At 57.4% G+C, this 23,276-nt stretch carries 18 protein-coding genes; 6 read left to right on the forward strand and 12 right to left on the reverse strand.

The genetic code is table 11. From position 1 onward, the window contains the following. Positions 1-14: 14 nt before the first annotated feature. Both ACJ8IL_RS20445 and cspE read right to left on the reverse strand, forming a co-directional pair. The gene (locus tag ACJ8IL_RS20445) at positions 15-236 is read right to left on the reverse strand and encodes a cold-shock protein (protein ID WP_004928241.1); all 222 of its coding nucleotides are present in this window, start codon (positions 234-236) and stop codon (positions 15-17) included. A gap of 222 nt (positions 237-458) precedes the next feature. Beyond that, a complete protein-coding gene (gene cspE, locus ACJ8IL_RS20450; protein ID WP_004928244.1) occupies positions 459-668 on the reverse strand; it encodes a transcription antiterminator/RNA stability regulator CspE in 210 nt (69 codons plus the stop codon). 525 nt (positions 669-1,193) lie between these two features. Between cspE and hglS the strand changes: the two genes are divergently transcribed. Continuing rightward, positions 1,194-2,600 (forward strand): 2-oxoadipate dioxygenase/decarboxylase HglS, encoded by a 1,407-nt coding sequence (hglS, locus tag ACJ8IL_RS20455; protein ID WP_025302281.1) that lies wholly within the window; start codon positions 1,194-1,196, stop codon positions 2,598-2,600. A gap of 2 nt (positions 2,601-2,602) precedes the next feature. On the opposite strand, the gene lpxK is transcribed toward hglS, so the two are convergent. The 9 genes from lpxK to ansB form a co-directional block, all read right to left on the reverse strand. Continuing rightward, complete coding sequence (gene lpxK, locus ACJ8IL_RS20460) at positions 2,603-3,583, reverse strand: tetraacyldisaccharide 4'-kinase (protein WP_442516795.1); 981 nt, start codon at positions 3,581-3,583, stop codon at positions 2,603-2,605. Further along, positions 3,583-5,331 carry a lipid A ABC transporter ATP-binding protein/permease MsbA gene (gene msbA, locus ACJ8IL_RS20465; protein WP_025302279.1) on the reverse strand — a complete coding sequence of 583 codons (1,749 nt, stop codon included), beginning with the start codon at positions 5,329-5,331 and terminating at the stop codon, positions 3,583-3,585. Before msbA ends, lpxK begins: the two co-directional genes overlap by 1 nt. Positions 5,332-5,366: 35 nt before the next feature. Next, on the reverse strand, positions 5,367-7,631 hold the full coding sequence (locus ACJ8IL_RS20470; protein ID WP_442516804.1) for a ComEC family protein: 2,265 nt from the start codon (positions 7,629-7,631) through the stop codon (positions 5,367-5,369). A gap of 282 nt (positions 7,632-7,913) precedes the next feature. Next, entirely contained in the window at positions 7,914-8,198 is a 285-nt protein-coding gene (gene ihfB, locus ACJ8IL_RS20475) for an integration host factor subunit beta (protein WP_004928264.1), read from the reverse strand. Positions 8,199-8,260: 62 nt separating this feature from the next. Continuing rightward, the gene (gene rpsA / locus ACJ8IL_RS20480; RefSeq protein WP_004928267.1) at positions 8,261-9,934 is read right to left on the reverse strand and encodes a 30S ribosomal protein S1; all 1,674 of its coding nucleotides are present in this window, start codon (positions 9,932-9,934) and stop codon (positions 8,261-8,263) included. Positions 9,935-10,118: 184 nt separating this feature from the next. Further along, positions 10,119-10,808: a (d)CMP kinase gene (gene cmk / locus ACJ8IL_RS20485; RefSeq protein WP_442516796.1), complete on the reverse strand. Its 690-nt coding sequence runs from the start codon at positions 10,806-10,808 to the stop codon at positions 10,119-10,121. Between the two features lie 266 nt (positions 10,809-11,074). Further along, positions 11,075-12,361 carry a 3-phosphoshikimate 1-carboxyvinyltransferase gene (gene aroA, locus ACJ8IL_RS20490; protein ID WP_442516797.1) on the reverse strand — a complete coding sequence of 429 codons (1,287 nt, stop codon included), beginning with the start codon at positions 12,359-12,361 and terminating at the stop codon, positions 11,075-11,077. A gap of 113 nt (positions 12,362-12,474) precedes the next feature. After that, positions 12,475-13,560 (reverse strand): 3-phosphoserine/phosphohydroxythreonine transaminase, encoded by a 1,086-nt coding sequence (gene serC, locus ACJ8IL_RS20495; RefSeq protein WP_141969764.1) that lies wholly within the window; start codon positions 13,558-13,560, stop codon positions 12,475-12,477. Positions 13,561-13,862: 302 nt separating this feature from the next. After that, the gene (gene ansB / locus ACJ8IL_RS20500; protein WP_141969766.1) at positions 13,863-14,909 is read right to left on the reverse strand and encodes an L-asparaginase 2; all 1,047 of its coding nucleotides are present in this window, start codon (positions 14,907-14,909) and stop codon (positions 13,863-13,865) included. A gap of 148 nt (positions 14,910-15,057) precedes the next feature. Here ansB and ycaO point away from each other — a divergent pair, with 148 nt between their 5' ends. The 4 genes from ycaO (at position 15,058) to pflA (ending at position 21,500) form a co-directional block, all read left to right on the forward strand. Continuing rightward, positions 15,058-16,821, forward strand: coding sequence for a 30S ribosomal protein S12 methylthiotransferase accessory factor YcaO (gene ycaO / locus ACJ8IL_RS20505; RefSeq protein ID WP_442516798.1), 1,764 nt, complete (start codon positions 15,058-15,060; stop codon positions 16,819-16,821). Positions 16,822-17,282: 461 nt separating this feature from the next. Next, positions 17,283-18,143, forward strand: coding sequence for a formate transporter FocA (gene focA, locus ACJ8IL_RS20510; RefSeq protein WP_004928284.1), 861 nt, complete (start codon positions 17,283-17,285; stop codon positions 18,141-18,143). A gap of 54 nt (positions 18,144-18,197) precedes the next feature. Then, positions 18,198-20,480, forward strand: a complete 2,283-nt coding sequence (gene pflB / locus ACJ8IL_RS20515; RefSeq protein ID WP_016928324.1) for a formate C-acetyltransferase — start codon at positions 18,198-18,200, stop codon at positions 20,478-20,480. Between the two features lie 279 nt (positions 20,481-20,759). Further along, complete coding sequence (gene pflA / locus ACJ8IL_RS20520; RefSeq protein ID WP_016928325.1) at positions 20,760-21,500, forward strand: pyruvate formate lyase 1-activating protein; 741 nt, start codon at positions 20,760-20,762, stop codon at positions 21,498-21,500. Positions 21,501-21,549: 49 nt separating this feature from the next. Here pflA and ACJ8IL_RS20525 read toward each other — a convergent pair whose 3' ends face one another. Then, positions 21,550-22,701 carry an MFS transporter gene (locus tag ACJ8IL_RS20525; RefSeq protein ID WP_033637849.1) on the reverse strand — a complete coding sequence of 384 codons (1,152 nt, stop codon included), beginning with the start codon at positions 22,699-22,701 and terminating at the stop codon, positions 21,550-21,552. Positions 22,702-22,864: 163 nt separating this feature from the next. On the opposite strand from ACJ8IL_RS20525, the gene ACJ8IL_RS20530 reads away from it, so the two are divergent. Beyond that, positions 22,865-23,230, forward strand: coding sequence for a DUF1801 domain-containing protein (locus tag ACJ8IL_RS20530; RefSeq protein ID WP_147823326.1), 366 nt, complete (start codon positions 22,865-22,867; stop codon positions 23,228-23,230). The last annotated feature ends 46 nt before the right edge of the window (positions 23,231-23,276 follow it).

Below are 23,276 nucleotides of genomic sequence, written 5' to 3' on the forward strand. Positions count from 1 at the left end.
GAAGGTGGGTGCGATCAGAACGCGATAACGTCTGCCGCGGACAGCCCATGCGAGCTGCGATAGATCGAGAACTCAACGTTCTGACCTTCGTTCAACGACTTATTTTTGGTGTTGGCGATAGCGTTGCGATTGACATAGATTTCGTCGCTGCCATCTACCGGTGAAATAAAACCATAGCCTTCGGCCTGATTAAACCATTTCACACGGCCCATTTTTAACACAGTATTTTTAAACATAACTTATATCCTTTTACTTGAGCATCCTTGACAACGTCATTTTTTATATTGTCTGGACGCTACCAGCCCATCCTAAAGTTTTTCGTAACAAACCTCTCGTGAGCAAAAAATTAAAAAACCCGCACGAAGGCGGGCTTGTTGAACTTAATATCTTCCGCATGATTCAGCGCTGAGGCATCACCATGGTTGTATTAAGATCTCTTATACGCGTTCCCTGTCTTCTTACAGAGCAACTACGTTAGCGGCAGCCGGCCCGCGCGGGCTGTCCTGAATGGTGTACTCGACGCGCTGGCCTTCAGCCAGGGTCTTGAAACCGTCGGTCATGATAGCGGAGAAGTGTACGAATACATCTTTGCCGCCGTCGTGCTGCTCAATGAAACCAAAACCTTTGCTTTCGTTGAACCACTTAACTTGACCCGTCTTCTTAGACATTACTTTTACCTTTAAATATATTTACAAAACCTGCCATAAGAGGCAATTGTGGCCATGTCAGAAACATTACTTATGGGAGGTACTTAGAAGGTTCGTCTTTGAAGCGGAATCGGATGATAACGTTTTTGGAGGAACTGCTTAACTCTAAACTCGAACATAAATAGGTCTGGATTACAGGCCGACTTGCATTTACTCATAAAAATGGTGGATGCACAAGGGGTTTATTGCATTAAATTCATAAATACGCCGAATTTATTTTTATCCCCCTGAATATGCATGACTTAATTTAACGCTCGCCGCGGCCGATCCACCGCGTTCCTCTGCTCACCGGGGCATCATTTGTCCGTCCGTGCGCTGCAAATGAGAGCTAACGCATAAAACTCTAATATGCTTGCCACGTCTATAACAAATCCCAAATCAGATGGCTAAACTTGAGGGGAAAACAAGGCAGACGGCTTTTTCGCCAGCACTTTTGCCGCTAAAAACACGATTTTTCAGATTATGCTGAATCAAGGAGCTATGCGCATGACCGCCCAGCAGTTCGTTTCACCTAATGAAATCCGCGCCAGATTCTCTCACGCGATGTCGGACATGTACCAAAAGGAGGTACCACTGTACGGCGATCTGCTGGAGCTGGTGGCGGAAACCAACCGACAGGTTCTGCGCGAAGATGCCGCACTGGCTCATCAACTGCAAATCACCGGCGAGATCGAACGCCTTGCGATGGAGCGCCACGGCGCGATCCGGGTCGGCACTGCTGGCGAACTGGCCACCCTGCGCCGTCTGTTCCGGGTGATGGGCATGGCGCCGGTCGGTTACTATGATCTGTCTGTGGCGGGCGTTCCCGTGCACTCGACCGCCTTTCGCGCCGTACACGAAGACGCGCTGCAGGTCAGTCCGTTCCGCGTATTTACCTCCTTGCTTCGCCTGGAGCTGATAGAAGATCCCGCGCTGCGTGAGCTGGCTGAGCGCTTGCTGGCGCGCCGCCGTATCTTTACCGATCGCGCGTTGGAACTGATCGCGTTGCAGGAAGCGCAAGGCGGGCTAAATGAAGTACAGGCGCAAGAATTTGTCGAACAAGCGCTGGAAACCTTCCGCTGGCACAACCAGGCGACGGTCAGCGCAGAAGAATACCGGCAGCTACACGATCAGCATCGACTGATCGCCGACGTGGTGGCGTTTAAAGGGCCGCATATCAATCATCTGACACCGCGCACGCTGGATATCGATCGCGTTCAACAGGCGATGCCCGCCCGCGGTATTACGCCCAAAGCGGTCATCGAGGGCCCGCCGCGCCGCCGTCGCGCGATCCTGCTGCGCCAGACCAGCTTCAAGGCGTTGGAAGAACGCGTCGATTTCGTTGAGCGCGACGGCCGCGTCGTCGCCGGTCATCATACCGCGCGGTTCGGCGAGATCGAACAGCGCGGTGTGGCGCTGACGACGAAAGGACGCGAACTCTACGACCGTCTGCTGAAGGCCACCAACGATGCGCTGCAGGCGCCGCCGAGCGAGAAAAATGCCGAACGCTATTATCAGTTGCTGGAAGAAAACTTCCGGGCGTTTCCGGATGATTACGCCACGCTGCGCGAGCAACAGCTGGCCTGGTTCCGCTATTTCCCGACCGAGTGCGGCCTGGCGGCCAAAGAATCACTGGATAAGCACAGCACCCTGGAGCAACTGATCGAGAAAGAACACGTTCGCTTCCAGCCACTGGTGTATGAAGATTTTCTGCCGGTCAGCGCGGCGGGGATTTTCCAATCGAATCTGGGGGACAGCCGCCATACACAGTACAATGCGGCGTCAAGCCGGGCAGCGTTTGAACACGCGTTGGGTAGTGAGGTGATCGACGAGCTGGCGCTGTATCAACAAACCCAGCAGCGTTCGCTGGAAGCCTGCGCGCAAGCCCTGGGGCTTGTCACGCTGGCGTCCTGAGGTTACTTAGCCAGTAGAGACTCGATATCCTGCAGCAGTTGCTCAGCCTGAGCGGAAGGTAGCACCGCATCAACCGGTAAATACCACCAATTAGGCTGGGCAAAGGCGCGGCATTTCACCGCGTCCTTCTCCGTCATCAGCAGCGTTTGCTCTGCATTAACCAACGCCGCCAGCTGCGCCTGCTGATATTCCTGATGATCGGCAAACGCCACTTCCTGCACGACTTCGACGCTCAACGTTTCCAACGTCGCGAAGAAACGCGGCGGATGGCCGATACCCGCCATCGCCACCACGCGCGGCAGCTCGGCCGCCGGGCGACGTTCACCGCTTAGCAGGTTTACTGCGTCACGCGCCTGCAGACGCATAGCAATTTCTCCGGCCTGCGCCACGCCGCCATTGGCGACACGCGCATCGACGCTGCCAAGCCGCGCAGCACGCTCACGCATCGGTCCGGCTGGTAACCACCAGCCGTTACCGAACCGACGCACACCGTCGATGACCACCAGCTCGAAGTCACGCTGTAAAGCATAGTGCTGCAAGCCGTCGTCGGTGATGATCACATCCAGCGGCTGTTGTTGCAGCAGAGCCTGCACCGCCTCGGCGCGCTTGGGCGCGATCGCCACGGGCGCCCCGGTACGCTGATAAATCAGCACCGGCTCATCCCCCGCCTCGCGGGTCGATGTATTCTGACCCAGCACCAGAGGATAGACCGCCGACTTGCCGCCGTAGCCGCGCGACACCACCCCAACGCGGTAGCCCCGCTGCTGCAGGTGTTCCACCAGCCAGATCACCATCGGCGTTTTGCCGTTGCCGCCGGCGGTGAGATTACCCACCACCACCACCGGCACCGGCGAACGCCAACTTTTACGCAGGCCGCAGCGGTAACTGAGGCGGATCAGCCAGCTGAACAGGCCATACAGCCACGAGAGCGGCAATAGCGCCAGATAAAGCAACGAACCGCCGGACCAGATGCGCTCAATCATTATTGACCAAACTGCATGCGGTGCAGCTGCGCATAGGCGCCCTGCCGTTCAAGCAACTCGGTGTGTTCGCCGCGTTCAACAATGCGACCATCTTCCACCACCAGGATCTCGTCCGCCTTCTCAATCGTCGACAGGCGGTGCGCGATCACTAATGAAGTACGGTCTTTCTGCAACTCGTCCAGCGCAGCCTGAATGGCCCGCTCGGACTCGGTATCCAGCGCAGAGGTCGCCTCATCCAGGATCAGGATCGGGCAGTCGCGCAGCAACGCACGCGCGATGGCGATACGCTGACGTTGGCCGCCGGACAGCATTACGCCGTTCTCACCGATCACCGTATCCAGGCCGTTCTCCATCTTGTTGATGAAGTCCATTGCGTACGCCATTTCGGCCGCTTTCTCAATCTGCTCGCGGCTGTATTCACTCTCGCGTGCATAGGCAATGTTGTTGGCGATGGTGTCGTTGAACAGGTGCACGTTTTGCGAGACCAGCGCTACCTGATTGCGCAGCGAGGCCAGGGTATATTCGCGCAAATCGTGGCCATCCATCAGGATTTCACCTTCTTGGATATCGTAGAAACGCGTCAACAGGTTGGCGATGGTGGATTTACCCGAACCGGAACGGCCCACCAAGGCGACGGTCTTGCCTTCGGCGATTTTCAGGTTGATATCACGCAGCGCCGGCGTTTCCTTTGATGGGTAGTAGAAAGTGACGTTGCGGAATTCGATATCGCCTTTCGCACGCTTCACTTCGCGGGTGCCGGTGTCTTTTTCCTGTTCCATATCCAAAATGGAGAACAGCGTCTGGCATGCCGCCATCCCGCGTTGGAACTGGGCATTGACGTTGGTCAGCGACTTCAGCGGGCGCATCAGCGCGATCATCGATGAGAACACCACGGTAATGGTACCGGCGGTCAGGGTTGCCATCACGCTTGGGAAGCTGGCGGCAAACAGCACGAACGCCAGCGCCAGCGAAGCGATCAGCTGAATGATCGGATCGGAAATCGAAGACGCGGAAACCAGTTTCATGCCCTGTTGACGCATGCGGTTGCTGACCGAGTTGAAGCGCTCGGTTTCCACCTGCTGGCCACCGAAGATCAGCACTTCTTTATGGCCTTTCAGCATCTGTTCGGCGCTGGTGGTCACCTGCCCCATCGTGTTCTGCATGTTCTTGCTGATGTTGCGGAAACGCTTGGAGACCAGGCGAATAGCGATGGAGACGATCGGCGCCAGCACGATCAGGATCACCGACAGCTGCCAGCTGTAGTAGAACATCATGATGAACAGGCCAATGATCGAAGCCCCTTCACGCACCACGGTCACCAGCGCGCTGGACGAGGAGGAAGCCACCTGCTCAGAATCATAGGTAATGCGCGACAGCAAAGTCCCGGTGGACTGCTGATCGAAGAAGGCCACCGGCATTCTCATCATGTGGCCAAACAGGCGGCGGCGCATCTGCATCACCACCATGCCGGAAACCCAGGAAATGCAGTAGCTTGAAACAAAGCTGGTGACGCCGCGCATCAGCATCAGCGCAATGACCGCCAACGGCATCCACACCAGCACGCTGCTGTCGGTTTTTCCAAACCCATCGTCCAATAGCGGTTTAAGCAGAGACAGCATCAGCGTGTCCCCCGCTGCGTTCATAATCAACGCAATGGCGGCCACAATCAGCCCGGTCTTAAAAGGAGTGATCATCGGCCAGAGTCGACGGAATGTCTGCCAGGTCGAGAGATCTTTATCATTCATCATGCAAATACCAGCATCGGAAGAAATAGCGGCCTATTTTACTCATTATCACCCTCTACGCCAAACCGCTGATGGTACCAACGGGGCATTAATTGTTCGCGAAAGCCTTTAATTTGCCAATCGTTGTCGAAAAAAAGTACCGATAACTGGCCGGAGCGCGTCGTATCGCGCCATATAATGCCATTTGCCCGGTATCTGGCGACCACTTTACGCGCCGGCAAACGCCATTTGTTGTAACGAGATGCTGACGCCAATGCCGCCTGAGGATTGACCGCGCGCAGAAACGGCGGCGTGGAAGAGGTTCTGCTGCCATGGTGCCCCACCTGCAACACCGTAGCCGCCAAGCGATCGCGCCGTAACCGGAGCAGCTGCACCTCCGCCTTTTTTTCCGCGTCGCCGGTAAGCAGCATGCTGTGTTTCCCGTCGTCGATACGGATCACGCAAGAGTCGTCATTACCCGGCTTTTTACGCGTTTTCGGCGGCCACAGCACTTCGAATTGCAACCCCTGCCAGCGCCAGCGCTCACCGGCGACGCAGGGCAAGTGCCCCTCCCCGCGCATCGGGCTGCGCACCGTAGCCTGTGGAAACACCCGCCGCACAGCAGGCACCCCACCGGTATGATCGAGGTGGTCATGGCTGATAATGATCTGTTCCAGTTCAATACCCCGCCAGTTCAGCATTGGCAAAATATGCCGCTCGGCGGCACTGCCACCCGGCCAACGATCGCCGGTATCATACAGTACTCCCTTACCGTTTTGTTCAATGACCGCCGCCAAACCGTGCCCGACATCAAGCATATCGACTCGCCAGCGGTAAGTCGGTTCTTTTTCCCGCCACAGCACGCAGCATATCGCTATCGTCGCCAGTCCCGACGCATAACGCCACCACCAATGAAAGCGCCAACAGACGACGATGAGCCATCCCGCTGCGCTGGCCAACAGCGAAGCCGCCCCCAAATCCACCCAACCACGTTGCAGGTAATTCAGAGGTACAAATACCCACTGCAGCGTGAAGTCCGCCAGCCACCATAGTCCGTAGCTTAACGAAGGGAAGAAACCGAACATCACCGCCAGCAAAATCAGCGGCACCGTCACCAATGAGACAATCGGTACCGCCCACAAATTGGCCGGCAGCGAGGTCAGCGTCAGGCCCAGAAACAGCGCGGCCTGCATCGGCACCAGCAGCAACGTCATACCGAGCTGAATATGCAGCCAACGCACCGGTGCCCAATACCAGGCCGATCGGAATCGCTCGCCGAGCGGTGCCCATTCGAACCAAAAAATCAGGCACCCCACCGCCAGTACCGACAGCCAGAAACTGTCTGACAAGACCGCCAGCGGATCGCACAGCAAAATAAGCCCGACACACCACAGCCACACCTGCCAGGAAGAACAATGAACGCCGCGCAAGCGCAGCAGCATCCACAACGTCATCGCCAACGCGGTGCGTACCGCCGGCGGCTGGGCGCCTACCAACCAGACATAGATCAGCGTCGCTACCCAGCCCGCGACCAGCGGAAAGCGATAGCCAATTAGATGAGAAGGAAGAAAAAACTGCAGCGCACGCAATGTAACCCAGAACAAGATGGCGACCATCGCCACATGCAACCCTGAGATCGCCATCAAGTGTGCGATGCCGGTTTTCAACATCAGCATGCGCAAAGCCTGCTCCAGCGCGGTTCGCTCCCCAAATGCCAACGCCAGCAATACAGCCTTGTAACGCAGCTCGCCGATATTGGTTTCCGCATGGCTGATTATGCGCTGGCGTAGGCCGCAATCGCCATCCAGCAAACGAGCCTGCCTGACTTGCCCAGTCAACGGCTGGCGTTGTGCGATCGCCCACCGTTGGCTGTCGAAGCCGCCTTCATTGAGTTTGCCATGTACCGGCCGCAAACGCAGTTTCAATTGCCAACGCTGCCCGGCGCACAGCTGCTGCTGTTCTGGGGCCCACGTCGTGGTAAACGCCAGCGCAGGCGCCAACCAATGGCCGTTGACACGCTCGATGCGCATCAACGTCTGTTTACTGGCGGCGGGCTTCAGCGCGATGCTGCTAACCTGCACCACCGCCGTCACTTCCGATCCGCGGCTTAAGCGCTCCATTTGCCCAATCAGGCTTCCGGCGTTGAAAACCGCCCAAGTGAACCCCAACCCCAGGCAGGCCAAATAACGGCAGAACGGCCAACGAATGCGCAGCAGTAAACCGGCAACAAGCAGCATCGGCCACAGCTGCCATTGCTCAGGCAACTGCGGTAAAACCAGCAGCGGCAGGATGCCGCAGATAACGGCGAATATCGCCAGATCCAGCGAAATTTTGATCGCTCTTCTCCCATCGGCTCCGCCATGAGCAAAAGCGCGTCATGGCAAGCAAGCAGGATCATTCAGCCGACATGTCACCGCCAGCGGGCTTTAATGAAGATGCGGTGAACATGGCAGGATAAGAGAGATCTATGCAGGAGCCACATCGTAAATGCGGCGCGGTGCGCAATTCCTAAGCGGAGCAGGGAGAACCGCAGGCGAAAAAAAACGGCGCCTTAAAGGCACCGTTTTATATTCTTTTCAAGCAACAACGCTATGAGCAGTCAGCGACTAGCCATAGATATTGGCGCGGTCACGCAACTCTTTGCCTGGTTTGAAGTGAGGAACGTACTTGCCGTCCAGCTCAACTTTGTCACCGGTTTTCGGGTTGCGACCTACACGCGGGGCACGGTAGTGAAGAGAAAAACTGCCGAATCCGCGGATCTCAATGCGTTCGCCCTCGGCCAGCGTAGCGGCCATGTGCTCAAGCATCTCTTTCACTGCATCCTCAACGGCCTTCGCCGGAATATGAGATTGCTGGCCAGCAAGTCTTTCAATAAGTTCAGACTTGGTCATAGTACCTCCAAGCTTTGCAGCTAAACTACCGTATCGGGGCGGTCAGAAACCGCCCCCCGTCATTACTCGCCTTTAGCCGCTTTGAAAGCTTCAGCCATTGCGTTAGAGAAGTTGCCTTCTTCCTGTTTGTTGTTAACAGTTGCGATGGCGTCTTTCTCGTCAGCTTCGTCCTTAGCACGTACGGACAGGCTTACAACGCGGTTCTTACGGTCAACGCCGGTGAATTTAGCTTCAACTTCGTCACCTACGTTCAGAACCAGAGTTGCATCTTCAATGCGGTCGCGAGAGGCTTCAGATGCACGCAGGTAACCTTCTACGCCGCCTGCCAATTCAACTGTAGCACCTTTGGCGTCAACTGCAGTGACTTTACCAGTAACAATAGCACCTTTCTTGTTCATAGACAGGTAGTTATTGAACGGGTCTTCAGCCAGCTGCTTCACGCCCAGGGAGATACGCTCGCGCTCTGCGTCAACTTGCAGAACAACCGCAGCGATTTCGTCGCCTTTCTTGTATTCACGTACTGCTTCTTCGCCTGCAACGTTCCAGGAGATGTCAGACAGGTGAACCAGGCCGTCGATGCCGCCGTCCAGGCCGATGAAGATACCGAAGTCAGTGATAGACTTGATTTTACCTTCAACGCGGTCGCCCTTGTTGTGGGTCTCTGCGAACTGCTGCCATGGGTTGGATTTGCACTGCTTCAGGCCCAGGGAGATACGACGACGTTCTTCATCGATGTCCAGAACCATCACTTCCACTACGTCGCCCACGTTAACAACTTTGGACGGATGGATGTTTTTGTTGGTCCAATCCATTTCAGAAACGTGTACCAGACCTTCAACGCCTTCTTCGATTTCTACGAAGCAGCCGTAATCAGTCAGGTTGGTTACACGACCAGTCAGCTTGGTGCCTTCTGGGTAACGTTTCGCGATAGCAACCCATGGATCTTCGCCCAGCTGTTTCAGGCCCAGGGAGACACGAGTACGCTCGCGGTCGAACTTCAGCACTTTAACAGTGATTTCATCGCCAACATTGACGATTTCGCTTGGGTGCTTAACGCGTTTCCAAGCCATGTCAGTGATGTGCAGCAGGCCGTCTACGCCGCCCAGATCAACGAATGCACCGTAGTCAGTGAGGTTCTTAACGATACCTTTGACTTCCATGCCTTCCTGCAGGTTTTCCAGCAGTTGATCGCGCTCAGCGCTGTTCTCGGATTCGATAACCGCACGGCGAGAAACGACAACGTTGTTGCGCTTCTGATCCAGCTTGATGACTTTGAACTCAAGCTCTTTGCCTTCCAGGTGCAGAGTGTCACGTACCGGACGCACGTCAACCAGGGAACCTGGCAGGAACGCGCGGATGCCGTTCAGCTCGACGGTGAAGCCACCCTTCACTTTGCCGTTGATAACACCGGTTACAGTCTCAGCTTCTTCGTAGGCTTTTTCCAGCGTGATCCAAGCTTCGTGACGCTTAGCTTTCTCACGGGACAGCAGGGTTTCACCGAAGCCGTCTTCAACAGCATCCAGAGCAACGTCAACTTCGTCACCAACCTGGATTTCCAGCTCGCCCTGGGCGTTTTTGAATTGCTCAGCCGGAATGGCAGACTCAGATTTCAGACCGGCGTCAACCAGTACGATATCTTTGTCGATAGCAACAACGACGCCACGAACGATGGAACCCGGGCGGGTTTCGATTTCTTTTAAGGATTCTTCAAAGAGTTGAGCGAAAGATTCAGTCATGTTGTTAATCTTCAGGGTTCTTTAGTTTAACGTCCATTTAGCGTCCCGCCGAATGGGGTTGTTTCACATACCCCGCCATTGGCTCCATGCCGACAGGGTTTAAGGTTACAGGGGTAAAATTTTACCCGATATATTGCGATACCGCTATGACAAATATGACAAAAAGCCAATAGCGCCGCCGCGCTTATTGCTGCGGCAACGCCAACACTTTCTGTGCATACGTCAGCGCCTGCCGGATCACTTCTTCGATCGACATGCTGGTAGAATCCAGCACGAGGGCGTCAGAAGCGGGCACCAGAGGCGCGATAGGCCGATTACGGTCACGGTCGTCCCGCTCCTTTATCTCGGCTAAAAGACGTTCAAAGTTAACATTAAAGCCCTTCTCCTGCAACTGCAGCATGCGGCGGTGTGCGCGCTCCTCCGAGCTGGCGTCGAGGAAAATCTTGACCGGCGCGTCCGGGAACACCACCGTGCCCATATCGCGACCATCGGCGATCAGGCCGGGCGCCTCGCGGAATGCGCGCTGGCGGCGCAGCAACGCCTCGCGCACGCGCGGAAACGCCGCCGCTTGCGACGCGGTGTTGCCGACGGTTTCGGTGCGGATCTCATTGCTGACGTCCTCACCTTCCAAAATCACCTGCAGCTTGCCGTCCTGGGCAACGAAGCGAACATCGAGATGTGCGGCCAGCGGAACCAGCGCTTCCTCAGTAGTGATATCCACCTGATGATGCAACGCCGCCAGCGCCAGCACGCGATAGATCGCGCCGGAGTCCAGCAAACGCCAACCAAGGGACTCGGCCAACGCTTTACACAGCGTGCCTTTGCCTGCGCCACTTGGTCCATCAACGGTTATCACCGGGGCTGTAGCCGTCATTTCTCTCTCCTTCAGGTAGAAAACCTCACAGAGACACGGCGCGCTTTGGCTCACAGCCCGCGCGCCGCACTCTCTGCCACCCGCCCAATCAGGGGCAAATACGGTGGCGTATTATACGCTGCCCTACGGCGATCTGTTACCCTGGAACTGTCCGGTTGTTGAAAATAAGCGCACAACCGCGAAAAAGTATAGAAGAAACGCCGGTCGCCAAAGGTTAAAAACGATAAAGGCCCACAAAGGGGCCTTAAAATAAACGATTTGACGGGTTACGCCGGCTGGCTGATGCGCGCCAGCTGTTCGAAATAGTCCGGGAAGGTTTTCGCGGTGCATTTCGGATCGAGAATGGTGACCGGAGTATCCGACAGCGCCACCAGCGAGAAACACATCGCCATGCGGTGATCGTTGTAGGTGCCGATCTCGGCAAACTGCAGTTTGGCCGGCGGCACGACGTGAATGTAGTCTTCGCCTTCGTCCACTTCCGCCCCCACTTTACGCAGCTCGGTGGCCATCGCCGCCAGGCGGTCGGTCTCCTTCACCCGCCAGTTGTAGATATTGCGGATGGTGGTCGGCCCCTCGGCGAACAGCGCTGCGGTGGCGATGGTCATCGCCGCGTCCGGAATGTGGTTCATGTCCATGTCGATGCCGCGCAGTTCACCGCGGCTGCACTCGATGAAATCGTCACCCCAGGTAATGCGCGCGCCCATTTTCTCCAGCACGTCGGCAAATTTGGTGTCGCCCTGCACGCTTTTGCGGCCGATGCCGGTCACCCGCACGGTGCCGCCCTTGATAGCCGCCGCCGCCAGGAAGTAAGAGGCGGAAGATGCGTCGCCCTCAACCAGGTAATCGCCCGGCGCGATATACGTCTGGCGCCCCTGGATATGGAACACCCGGTAGTTATCGTGACTCACCGATACGCCGAAGGTGCGCATCAGATGCAGCGTGATGGCGATGTACGGCTTGGAAACCAGCTCGCCCTTGATGTGGATCTGCGTATCCTGCGGCGCCAGCGGCGCAGTCATCAGCAACGCGGTCAGGAACTGGCTGGAGACGCTGCCGTCAACGGTGACGTCGCCGCCCTGGAAGCCGCCGCGCAGGCGAATCGGCGGGTAATCGGTCTGCTCGAGATAATCAATCTGCGCCCCGCCCTGGCGCAACGCGTCCACCAGATGGCCGATCGGGCGCTCTTTCATGCGCGGTTCGCCGGTCAACACCACGTCGCCTTCGCCGAGGCACAGCGCCGCCGCCAATGGGCGCATCGCCGTCCCGGCGTTGCCGAGGAACAGTTCCAACGGCTGCTCGGCCACCAGCGGCCCGGCCACGCCGGTCACTTCGCATACGGTGCGATCGGCGGAAAGCTGATAGTTCACGCCCAACGCCTGCAGGGCGTTCAGCATATGACGCACGTCGTCGCTGTCCAGCAGGTTGGTCAGCCGGGTCGTGCCTTTCGCCAGCGCCGCCAGCAACAGAGCGCGGTTAGAAACGCTCTTGGAGCCGGGTAAGTTGACGGTGCCATTGACCAGGGCGACCGGGTGTAACGTCAGGGAATCCACCATGTGAACAAAACTCTCCAATTCTGATAAACGAAACGGCTCCGGAATAATGCCGGAGCCGCTTTAATGCAAAAGGACAACAGCCTGAGCAGCCCGCGCCTGGCGGGCTGACGGAATCAACCGTGACGACGTTCGAAGTCGGTCATGAAGTCGGTCAGCGCCTGCACGCCGGCCAGCGGCATGGCATTGTAAATAGAAGCGCGCATGCCGCCAACTACCCGGTGGCCTTTCAGCGCCTGCAGGCCGATAGCCTCGGCTTCGCTGAGGAACACCTTGTCCAGCGCCGCATCGGCCAGCTGGAACGGCACGTTCATCCAGGAACGGTTGGCGATCGCCACCTGGCTGCGGTAGAAGTCGGATTTATCGATGGTCGCGTACAGCAGCTCGGCCTTGGCCTGATTGCGTTTTTGCATCTCCACCAGGCCACCCTGCTCTTTCAGCCATTTGAACACCAGCCCGGATAGGTACCAGGCGAAGGTTGGCGGGGTGTTGAACATCGAGTCGTTCTCGGCCAGCACGGTGTAATCGAGGATAGACGGCACTTCTTTACGCGCCTTGCCCAGCAGATCGTCACGTACGATCACCAGCGTCAGGCCGGCCGGGCCGATATTTTTCTGCGCGCCGGCGTAAATCACGCCGAAACGGCTGACGTCGAGCGGGCGGGACAGAATGGTCGAGGAGTAATCGCCGATCACCACCTTGTCGCCGAAGTCCGGCGTTTCATCGATGGCCACGCCGTCGATGGTCTCATTCGGGCAATAGTGCACATAAGCCGCGTCGTCGCTGAGCTGCCACGCTTTCATCGGCTTGATGCCGCTCAGGCCATCAATACGGGTTTTCACGTCGATGACGTTCGGGGTGCAATACTTTTCCGCTTCCTTGATGGCGCTGTGCGCCCAATAGCCGCCGTCGATATAGTCGGCGGTGGCCTTGTCGCCCAACAGGTTCAGCGGCAGCGCGGCGAACTGCCCGCGGGCGCCGCCGTGGCAAAACAGCACTTTATAGTTGGAGGGGACTTTCAGCAGATCGCGCAGATCCTGTTCCGCCTGCTCGGCAACGGCGATGAATTCTTTGCTGCGGTGACTGATCTCCATCACTGACGTGCCCAGCCCGTGCCAGTTGCACAGTTCCTGTTCCGCACGACGCAACACTTCTACCGGCAGCATCGCCGGGCCAGAGCTAAAATTATAAACCTGAGTCATTTCCCCTCACCACATTCACTGTTCGCCGCAGAAAAGCGACCTGTCGAAAAGACGCCCGAAGTTAACGCTCGCGTTAACCAACCCATCGGTTTTATCACTCACGCCCCATGGCTGCAACGCTTATTCGCCCGTCGGCGGCAAACGGCCGCGCCGGGTGATGACAGGCTCTGCGGCCGTCGCGATTATTTGGACGATAAAACCCTGCGACATGGGGAAATTCAGCGGGTTAACGCGGTGTTTTATGCTGTATTCAGCCAAGATGGCTGCGGAAGCCCGGTCGGCCCCCGCAGAAGAGAAAGCGATCAGTACTGATTGAACATCTGCTGGATTTGCTTCGCATCTTTGGTTTGCGTCAGCGCCAGCTGCAGCAGAATGCGCGCTTTTTGCGGATTCAGCGTGCCGGCGGCGACGAAGCCGTACTTGGCGTCGTCCACTTCCGCATCTTCGGTGGTGGCGCCGGTCGGCACGCGCGATGAACGCACCACCGCCACACCGTTGTGTGCCGCCGTCGCCAGGGTGTCGAACACCGTTTTATACAGGTTGCCGTTGCCGACTCCGGCGCTGACGATGCCCTGGTAGCCTTCGGCGATCAGCGCCTTGGCCGGCGCATCGGAAGCGTTGGCATAGTTGTAGACGATGCCGACCTTCGGCAGTTCGTTCAGCTTGCTGATATCGAACGGCGTATCCCGGGTATGCTTGCGCTGCGGCGATCGCTGGTAATCGACCTTGCCGTTATGGATATACCCGAGCGGGCCGAAGTTTGGCGACTGGAAGGTCTGCACGGCGGTGGTGTTGGTCTTGGTGACGTCGCGCGCGTCCAGCACGCTGTCGTTCATCGCCACCAGCACCCCGCGGTTGGCCGATTGCGGATCTGCCGCCGTCACCACCGCATTATACAGGTTGAACGGGCCGTCGGCGCTCATCGCCGTCGCCGGCCGCATCGCCCCCACCAGCACCACCGGTTTGTCGCACTTCACCGTCAGATCGAGGAAATAGGCCGTCTCTTCCAGCGTATCGGTGCCGTGGGTGATGACGAAGCCGTCGGTCTTGCCGCAGTCGGCGTCAATTTTCTTCGCCAGCGTCAGCCAGACCCGATCGTTCATGTCCTGCGAACCGATGTTCACCACCTGCTCCCCCTGCACGTTGGCGATGTTTTTCAGCGCCGGCACCGCATCGACCAACGCCTCGACGCCCAGCTTGCCCGCCGTATAGTTGGACTTCGTCGCCGAATCGCCGCCGCCGGCGATGGTGCCGCCGGTCGCCAGCAGAGTGATGTTGGGCAGCGCCAGCGCCGAGGCGCTGAAGCCGGTCAACAGGAGGGTTAACGCGCTGAGTTTCACTGATTTCATTAGATTTCTCCGTGACAGATAACTCGCTGAATTATGGCCTTTATCCTTAAAAAAACTGTGACTTTGCCGCCGCTTTAGGAATACGTGGAGCTCCAGCGTAAAACCCCGTATCATTGCGCGTTTTTAGTACGCGCAAAAAGTGAAGACAATGACGCAAACTTTTATCCCCGGTAAAGACGCCGCCCTGGAAGACTCCATCGCCCGTTTCCAGCAGAAACTGAGCGATCTCGGTTTCAACATCGAAGAGGCCTCCTGGCTGAACCCGGTGCCGCACGTGTGGTCGGTGCACATTCGCGATCGCGATTGCCCGCTGTGCTTCACCAACGGCAAAGGCGCCAGCAAAAAAGCCGCGCTGGCCTCCGCGCTGGGTGAATATTTCGAGCGCCTGTCCACCAACTACTTCTTCGCCGATTTCTATCTGGGCCGGCAGATCGCCGAAGGCGACTTCGTGCACTACCCGAATGAGAAATGGTTCTCAATCCCTGAAGACGACGCGCTGCCGACCGGCATCCTCGACGAACGCCTGCACGCCTTCTACGATCCGCAGCAAGAGCTGAGCGCCAGCGATCTTGTCGATCTGCAATCCGGCAATGCCGATCGCGGCGTGTGCGCGCTGCCGTTTACCCGTCAGTCCGACCAGCAAACCGTGTACATCCCGATGAATATCATCGGTAACCTGTATGTTTCCAACGGCATGTCCGCCGGCAACACCGCCAACGAAGCGCGGGTGCAGGGCCTGTCGGAAGTGTTCGAGCGTTATGTGAAAAACCGCATCATCGCCGAATCCATCAGCCTGCCGGCGATCCCGGACGAAGTGCTGAACCGCTACCCGGGCGTGGTGGAGGCCATCGCCAAGTTGGAAGAGGAAGGTTTCCCGATCCTCTCCTATGACGCCTCGCTGGGCGGCAACTACCCGGTGATCTGCGTGGTGCTGTTCAACCCGACCAACGGCACCTGCTTCGCTTCATTCGGCGCGCATCCGGACTTCGGCGTGGCGCTGGAGCGCACGGTAACCGAACTGCTGCAGGGCCGCAGCCTGAAAGATCTCGACGTGTTCACCGCGCCGACCTTCGATGACGAAGAAGTGGCGGAACACACCAACCTGGAAACGCACTTCATCGACTCCAGCGGCCTGATCTCCTGGGATCTGTTCAAACAGGATGCCGATTACCCGTTCGTTGACTGGAACTTCAGCGGCAGCACGCAGGAAGAGTTCGCCACCCTGATGAGCATCTTCGACAAGGAAGACGCGGAAGTGTACATCGCCGACTACGAGCACCTGGGCGTCTACGCTTGCCGCATCATCGTGCCGGGCATGTCCGATATCTACCCGGCGGAAGACCTGCTGCTGGCCAACAACAGCATGGGCGCGCACCTGCGCGATACGCTGCTGGCGCTGCCGGGCAGCGAGTGGGAGCCGGAAGAATACCTGGCGCTGATCGAGCAGCTGGACGACGAAGGGCTGGACGATTTCACCCGCGTACGCGAACTGCTGGGCATTGCCAGCGGCAAAGACAACGCCTGGCATACCCTGCGCGTGGGCGAGCTGAAGTCGATGCTGGCGCTGGCGGGCGGCGATCTGGATCAGGCGCTGATTTGGACCGAATGGACGCAGGACTTCAACGCCTCGGTGCTGAGCCCGGCGCGCAGCAACTACTACCGCTGCCTGCAAACGCTGCTGCTGCTGGCGCAGGAGCCTGAACGCGAAGCGGCGCAATACTATACCGCGTTCGTGAAAATGTACGGCCAGGAAGCGGTCGACGCCGCCTCCGCCGCCATCAGCGGTGAAGAGCGCTTCAACGGGCTGTTCGCCGTCGATGCCGATCTGAAGGCGCTGCCGGCGCATCAGGCGCTGCTGGCGGCTTACGAGAAGCTGCAGGCAGCCAAACGCCGCCACTGGGCCAAGGCCTAAGCATCATCAGGGGGTGCCACCACTTTGGGAGTACCCCTGTTGCCAAACGCCGCACTCCGTTGCGGCGTTTTCATTTTTGCGGTTTATTTCAACGCATTCGGTTTTATTTTTTCGCCGGGAAATAGGCGGTTAAACGGCCATAAAAATAAATAAACCGTCAATTGTTGCCGGACGGTGAAATAATAATTAACCGATAATTAAACTTTCAGCGCCGCGCGGCGACAAAACGCCTAAAAATTTAACTTTACTCTATGCCGACCATTCGGTGGATTCAAAAAAATTTGCAAACATTAAAAAAATGTTTTTCTTTAAAAATCAGTAAATTAATCATAAAAACCACACAAAAAACACGTCATTTCGCCGCTCTACTTCCCCGCCTTATGATCCAAATCAAATTTTCCCCTATACTGCTTTGCTAGTATCTCATTGCGTTGTTTTAACCCTTAAGAGCGAGAGTTAGTTTGAAAACTGACAGCCCCTTCGATCTGATTTTACCTGCAGCAACGGCGAAAATCGCTGAAGATGCCGGCGTGTATAAAGCCACCAAACATCCGCTGAAAACGTTTTATTTGGCGATCACCGCCGGTGTCTTCATTTCCATCGCCTTCGTCTTCTACATCACGGCGACCACCGGCACCGCCGGCGTACCTTTCGGGCTGGCGAAACTGGTCGGCGGCATCTGCTTCTCTCTCGGGTTAATGCTGGTGGTGGTGTCGGGCGCCGACCTGTTCACTTCTACCGTACTTATCGTCATCGCCAAGGCCAGCGGCCGCATCAGCTGGGGCCAGCTGGGCGCCAACTGGCTGAACGTTTATCTCGGCAACCTGGTCGGCGCGCTGTTCTTCGTGGCGCTGATCTGGTTCTCCGGCGAGTATATGGTCGCCAACGGCCAGTGGGGCCTGAATGTCCTGCAAACCGCAGACCATAAGCTGCATCACACCTTCATCGAAGCCGTCTGCCTCGGCATTCTGGCTAACCTGATGGTCTGCCTGGCGGTCTGGATGAGCTACTCCGGCCGCACCCTGACCGACAAGATGCTCGCCATGGTGCTGCCGGTCGGGATGTTTGTCGCCAGCGGCTTCGAACACAGCATCGCCAACATGTTTATGATCCCTATGGGCATCGTGGTCAAACACTTCGCCACGCCGGAGTTCTGGCAAGCCGTAGGGGCGGTACCTGAGCAATTCGCTCATCTGACAGTAAGCAACTTCATCATCGACAACCTGATTCCGGTCACCCTCGGTAACATCATCGGCGGCGGTCTGCTGGTTGGGTTGACTTACTGGGTAATTTATCTGCGCGGGGGCCGCGAGCAGCACTAAGCTGTGAGTTACCGCGCGCAGAGTTAGAAATCCACAATCAAAGGTAGGTGTACAATGACCGAACTTAACGAGAAATTAGCCAACGCTTGGGAAGGTTTCAGCAAGGGTGACTGGCAGAATGAAGTCAACGTTCGTGACTTCATCCAGAAAAACTACACGCCTTATGAAGGTGACGAATCCTTCCTGGCTGGCGCAACTCAAGCCACCACCACCTTGTGGGACAAGGTTATGGAAGGGATCAAACTGGAAAACCGCACTCATGCGCCGGTTGATTTCGACACCAACGTTGCTTCAACCATCATTTCTCACGACGCGGGTTACATCGCCAAAGAGCTGGAAACCATCGTGGGTCTGCAGACCGACGCCCCTCTGAAACGCGCGCTGATCCCGTTCGGCGGCATCAAAATGGTCGAAGGTTCGTGCAAAGTGTACGGCCGCGAGCTGGATCCGCAGCTGAAAAAAGTGTTCACCGAATACCGTAAAACCCACAACCAGGGCGTATTCGACGTTTACACCAAAGACATCCTGAACTGCCGTAAATCCGGCGTGCTGACCGGTCTGCCAGATGCCTACGGCCGTGGCCGCATCATCGGCGACTACCGCCGCGTGGCGCTGTACGGCATCGACTTCCTGATGGCCGACAAACTGAACCAGTTCAAATCGCTGCAGGAAAAACTGGAAAACGGCGAAGACCTGGAAATGACCATCCAGCTGCGCGAAGAGATCGCTGAACAGCACCGCGCTCTGGCTCAGATCAAAGAGATGGCCGCCAAATACGGCTACGACATCTCCGGCCCGGCCACCAGCGCGCAAGAAGCGGTGCAGTGGACCTACTTCGGCTACCTGGCCGCGGTGAAATCCCAGAACGGCGCCGCCATGTCCTTCGGCCGCGTGTCCACCTTCCTCGACGTGTTCATCGAACGCGACATCAAGGCGGGCAAACTGACCGAAGAACAAGCGCAGGAACTGATCGACCACCTGGTGATGAAACTGCGTATGGTGCGCTTCCTGCGTACCCCTGAGTACGATGAGCTGTTCTCCGGCGACCCAATCTGGGCGACTGAGTCCCTGGCCGGTATGGGCGTCGACGGCCGTACCCTGGTCACCAAAAACAGCTTCCGCTTCCTGAACACCCTGTACACCATGGGGCCGTCTCCGGAGCCGAACATGACCATCCTGTGGTCTGAGAAGCTGCCGCTGAACTTCAAGAAATTCGCGGCGAAAGTGTCCATCGACACCTCTTCCGTTCAGTACGAAAACGACGACCTGATGCGCCCTGACTTCAACAACGATGACTATGCCATCGCTTGCTGCGTCAGCCCGATGATCGTCGGCAAACAAATGCAGTTCTTCGGCGCCCGCGCCAACCTGGCGAAAACCATGCTGTACGCCATCAACGGCGGCGTTGACGAAAAACTGAAAATGCAGGTCGGCCCGAAAGAAGCGCCGATGATGGACGAAGTGCTGGACTATGACAAAGTCATGGCGCGCATGGATCACTTTATGGATTGGCTGGCCAAGCAGTACGTGACCGCGCTGAACATCATTCACTACATGCACGACAAGTACAGCTACGAAGCTGCGCTGATGGCGCTGCATGACCGTGACGTTTATCGCACCATGGCTTGCGGCATCGCCGGTCTGTCCGTTGCGGCCGACTCCCTGTCCGCCATCAAGTACGCGAAAGTCACCACCATTCGCGACGAAGACGGCCTGGCTATCGACTTCAAAGTGGAAGGCGAATATCCGCAGTTCGGTAACAACGACGCCCGCGTCGATGACATCGCCTGCGACCTGGTGGAACGTTTCATGAAGAAAATTCAGAAACTGCGCACCTACCGCAACGCGGTACCGACTCAGTCCGTACTGACCATCACCTCCAACGTGGTGTACGGTAAGAAAACCGGTAACACCCCGGATGGCCGCCGCGCTGGCGCACCGTTCGGCCCAGGTGCCAACCCGATGCACGGCCGTGACCAGAAAGGCGCAGTAGCCTCCCTGACCTCGGTAGCCAAACTGCCGTTTGCCTACGCGAAAGACGGTATCTCCTACACCTTCTCCATCGTGCCTAACGCGCTGGGTAAAGACGACGACGTGCGTAAAGCCAACCTGGCAGGCCTGATGGATGGTTACTTCCACCATGAAGCCTCCATCGAAGGCGGTCAGCACCTGAACGTCAACGTGATGAACCGCGAAATGCTGCTGGACGCGATGGAAAACCCTGAGAAGTACCCTCAGCTGACCATCCGCGTCTCCGGTTACGCCGTGCGCTTCAACTCGCTGACCAAAGAGCAACAGCAGGACGTCATTACTCGTACCTTCACTCAAACGATGTAATGCGCCAACCGGGCGGGAAACCGCCCGGTGCCAACGTCAGGGCCGGTTCTGCCGGCCCTTTTCTCCCACCGCTCTCCCCTGACTCTGTAGAGTCTGTTTTGCCGGACATCTATACTGAATGGATAGCCGGCAAAACAGTTATCCGGCAACTGACCGGCCGACAGGCATCATTACCCCCGGTGGCGGCTCCACCCGCTGCTGCATCGCAGATACCTGGCCGGCGGCCACGCGCCTATTTTTAGACTGCGTTTGACAGTCAATATTGGAGAAAACCCCGCAATGTCAGTAACTGGTCGCATCCACTCCTTCGAATCCTGCGGCACCGTCGATGGGCCCGGGATCCGCTTTATCGTCTTCTTCCAGGGCTGCCTGATGCGCTGCCTCTATTGCCATAACCGCGACACCTGGGACACCCACGGCGGCAAAGAAGTGACCGTCGAAGAGCTGATGAAAGACGCGGTGGCCTACCGCCACTTCATGAACGCTTCCGGTGGCGGCGTGACCGCGTCCGGCGGCGAGGCGATCCTGCAGGCTGAATTCGTGCGCGACTGGTTCCGCGCCTGCCATGCCGAAGGCATCAATACCTGCCTGGATACCAATGGCTTCGTGCGCCGCTACGATCCGGTGATCGACGAGTTGCTGGACACCACCGATCTGGTGATGCTGGATCTGAAACAGATGAACGACGATATCCACCAGAATCTGGTCGGCGTCTCCAACCACCGCACGTTGGAATTCGCCCGCTACCTGGCGAAACGTAACCAACGCACCTGGATCCGTTACGTGGTGGTGCCGGGCTGGTCAGATGATGACAAATCGGCACACCTGCTGGGCGAGTTCACCAAAGACATGACCAACATCGAGAAAATCGAGCTGCTGCCTTACCACGAGCTGGGCAAGCACAAATGGATAGCGATGGGGGAAGAGTACAAACTGGACGGCGTGCATCCGCCGAAGGCCGAGACCATGGATCGCGTCAAAGGCATCCTGGAAAGCTACGGTCACAAAGTGATTTACTGATTGGCGCACGCCAAAAGAAAAAACCGGCTCATGGCCGGTTTTTTTATGCTCAGGCGGCGGCGAACGGCGTGTGGTGGTGATCCGGCTTCTGCTTTTTCAGCAGCATCAGCAGGTAAACCAGCGCTACGGCGGCGATCATCACGAACAGCACACGGTCGGAGTAGTTTTGCATCAGCAGCGCCGTCATCGACGGGCCCAGCAGGCTGCCGATGGTGTAACTCATCAACAGCGCCTGGTTCATCGCCACCAGTTCGTGCGGCAGCGCCTTCTCGCAGGCCCAGGACATCGCCACCGGATACAGGGTAAAGCCGGCGCAGCCGAGGATGAACAGCGAAGGCGCCATGGCGTAGTTGCCGAGCATCGCCACGCTGGCGAGGATCACCACGAACACCTGAATGCGCAGCACCAGCAGGCGCCCATAACGATCGGCCAAGCGCCCGACCGGCCATTGCCCAACGATGCCGGAGCTGACCAGCAGCGCCATCCAGTAACCGACGTTGGCGTCGCTCATGCCCTGATGGGAGAGATACAGCGGCATCAGACCATACAGAGAACCGAGCACGATGCCGGAAATGATGCAGCCGTTGATGCCGAGGCGCGCGCTGCGACGTCTTAACATTGTCCACACCGCCGCCTGCTGCGGCTCGTCTTCATGGCGGTTGACCCGCGCAAACAGCATTGGCAGCATGGCGCTGATCACGATCGCGGTCACCCACGGCACCACGTGCAGCAATTCGGTCGAGGTCATGCTCAACAGCAATTGCCCGGTCACCGTACCGAGGTAATAGACAATCATATAGGCCGCCAGCAGCTGGCCGCGGTTGCTCAGGTTACCGCTGCGCAACAGCGCGCTCTCCACGATCACCCAGATCCAGGCGCAGCCGACGCCGGCGAAGAAACGCCAGCCCAGCCAGCTCCAAAAATCGATCGACAGCACCATGCCGGCGGTCGCGGCGGCGAACACCAGGCAAGAAAGATGATAGCTGCGGGTAAAACCGACGCGCTGGATCAGTTTGCCCGCCACCAACGTGCCCAACAGGTTACCGCTGAAATAAGAGGAGCTGACCATTCCCACCTGCCAGGTTGACAGCTGAGCATGGGTTAACCAAAGCGGCACTAACGTATTCAAAACGGCAATGGATACCGTGAGCAGCAAAAGGCCGCAGAGCAATAGGAGCACTGGGCGGGAGTATGCGGACATAGTGAAATTGTGACCGAACGCGCAATGAGAGTGCGCGCATCATGCCACTGGCGATAAAAAAGTCAATCGCCTCTTATCATTCCACCGCACGATTTGTTTCCGGCTAACCGGCTGAAAAAGCGCTATGCTCAGCGCAGAGCGGATTTAACGATGAGGAGGCAAGATGGATCACGCAAATGATGCGGCGGTAGAAGCCCTGCTGGCGGATATCGGCAGCACGCACGGTGAGCTGCTGGCCATTGTGCAGCAGGTACGTCGGATCGCCGCGACGAGCGGCAGTGGCGTCACCGAATCGGTCAAATACGGCGGCATCATGTTCTCGCATACTCAATTTTTCTGCGGCGTTTTCGCCTACCGCAATCACGTCACGGTGGAGTTCGGCCACGGCTACCGGATGGCAGACAGCCATCATCAGCTCGAAGGCAACGGCCAGTATCGGCGGCACATCAAGCTCCACTCGTCCGGCGAGGTGAAAAGCAAACATCTTGCGGACTACATTCAACAGGCTTACGCACTGACGACAGACTGAATTCTCAACATAAAAAAAGCGCCCGCAGGCGCTTTTTTCTCGTAGT

The organism is Serratia sp. CY47444 (genome assembly GCF_052168635.1).
GTDB lineage: Bacteria > Pseudomonadota > Gammaproteobacteria > Enterobacterales > Enterobacteriaceae > Serratia > Serratia bockelmannii.

Coding starts and splice junctions, on each gene's coding strand:
- ACJ8IL_RS20445 (WP_004928241.1), bottom strand. CDS start 236: ATGTTTAAAAATACTGTGTTAAAAATGGGCCGTGTGAAATGGTTTAAT.
- cspE (WP_004928244.1), bottom strand. CDS start 668: ATGTCTAAGAAGACGGGTCAAGTTAAGTGGTTCAACGAAAGCAAAGGT.
- hglS (WP_025302281.1), top strand. CDS start 1,194: ATGACCGCCCAGCAGTTCGTTTCACCTAATGAAATCCGCGCCAGATTC.
- lpxK (WP_442516795.1), bottom strand. CDS start 3,583: ATGATTGAGCGCATCTGGTCCGGCGGTTCGTTGCTTTATCTGGCGCTA.
- msbA (WP_025302279.1), bottom strand. CDS start 5,331: ATGATGAATGATAAAGATCTCTCGACCTGGCAGACATTCCGTCGACTC.
- ihfB (WP_004928264.1), bottom strand. CDS start 8,198: ATGACCAAGTCTGAACTTATTGAAAGACTTGCTGGCCAGCAATCTCAT.
- rpsA (WP_004928267.1), bottom strand. CDS start 9,934: ATGACTGAATCTTTCGCTCAACTCTTTGAAGAATCCTTAAAAGAAATC.
- cmk (WP_442516796.1), bottom strand. CDS start 10,808: ATGACGGCTACAGCCCCGGTGATAACCGTTGATGGACCAAGTGGCGCA.
- aroA (WP_442516797.1), bottom strand. CDS start 12,361: ATGGTGGATTCCCTGACGTTACACCCGGTCGCCCTGGTCAATGGCACC.
- serC (WP_141969764.1), bottom strand. CDS start 13,560: ATGACTCAGGTTTATAATTTTAGCTCTGGCCCGGCGATGCTGCCGGTA.
- ansB (WP_141969766.1), bottom strand. CDS start 14,909: ATGAAATCAGTGAAACTCAGCGCGTTAACCCTCCTGTTGACCGGCTTC.
- ycaO (WP_442516798.1), top strand. CDS start 15,058: ATGACGCAAACTTTTATCCCCGGTAAAGACGCCGCCCTGGAAGACTCC.
- pflB (WP_016928324.1), top strand. CDS start 18,198: ATGACCGAACTTAACGAGAAATTAGCCAACGCTTGGGAAGGTTTCAGC.
- pflA (WP_016928325.1), top strand. CDS start 20,760: ATGTCAGTAACTGGTCGCATCCACTCCTTCGAATCCTGCGGCACCGTC.
- ACJ8IL_RS20525 (WP_033637849.1), bottom strand. CDS start 22,701: ATGTCCGCATACTCCCGCCCAGTGCTCCTATTGCTCTGCGGCCTTTTG.
- ACJ8IL_RS20530 (WP_147823326.1), top strand. CDS start 22,865: ATGGATCACGCAAATGATGCGGCGGTAGAAGCCCTGCTGGCGGATATC.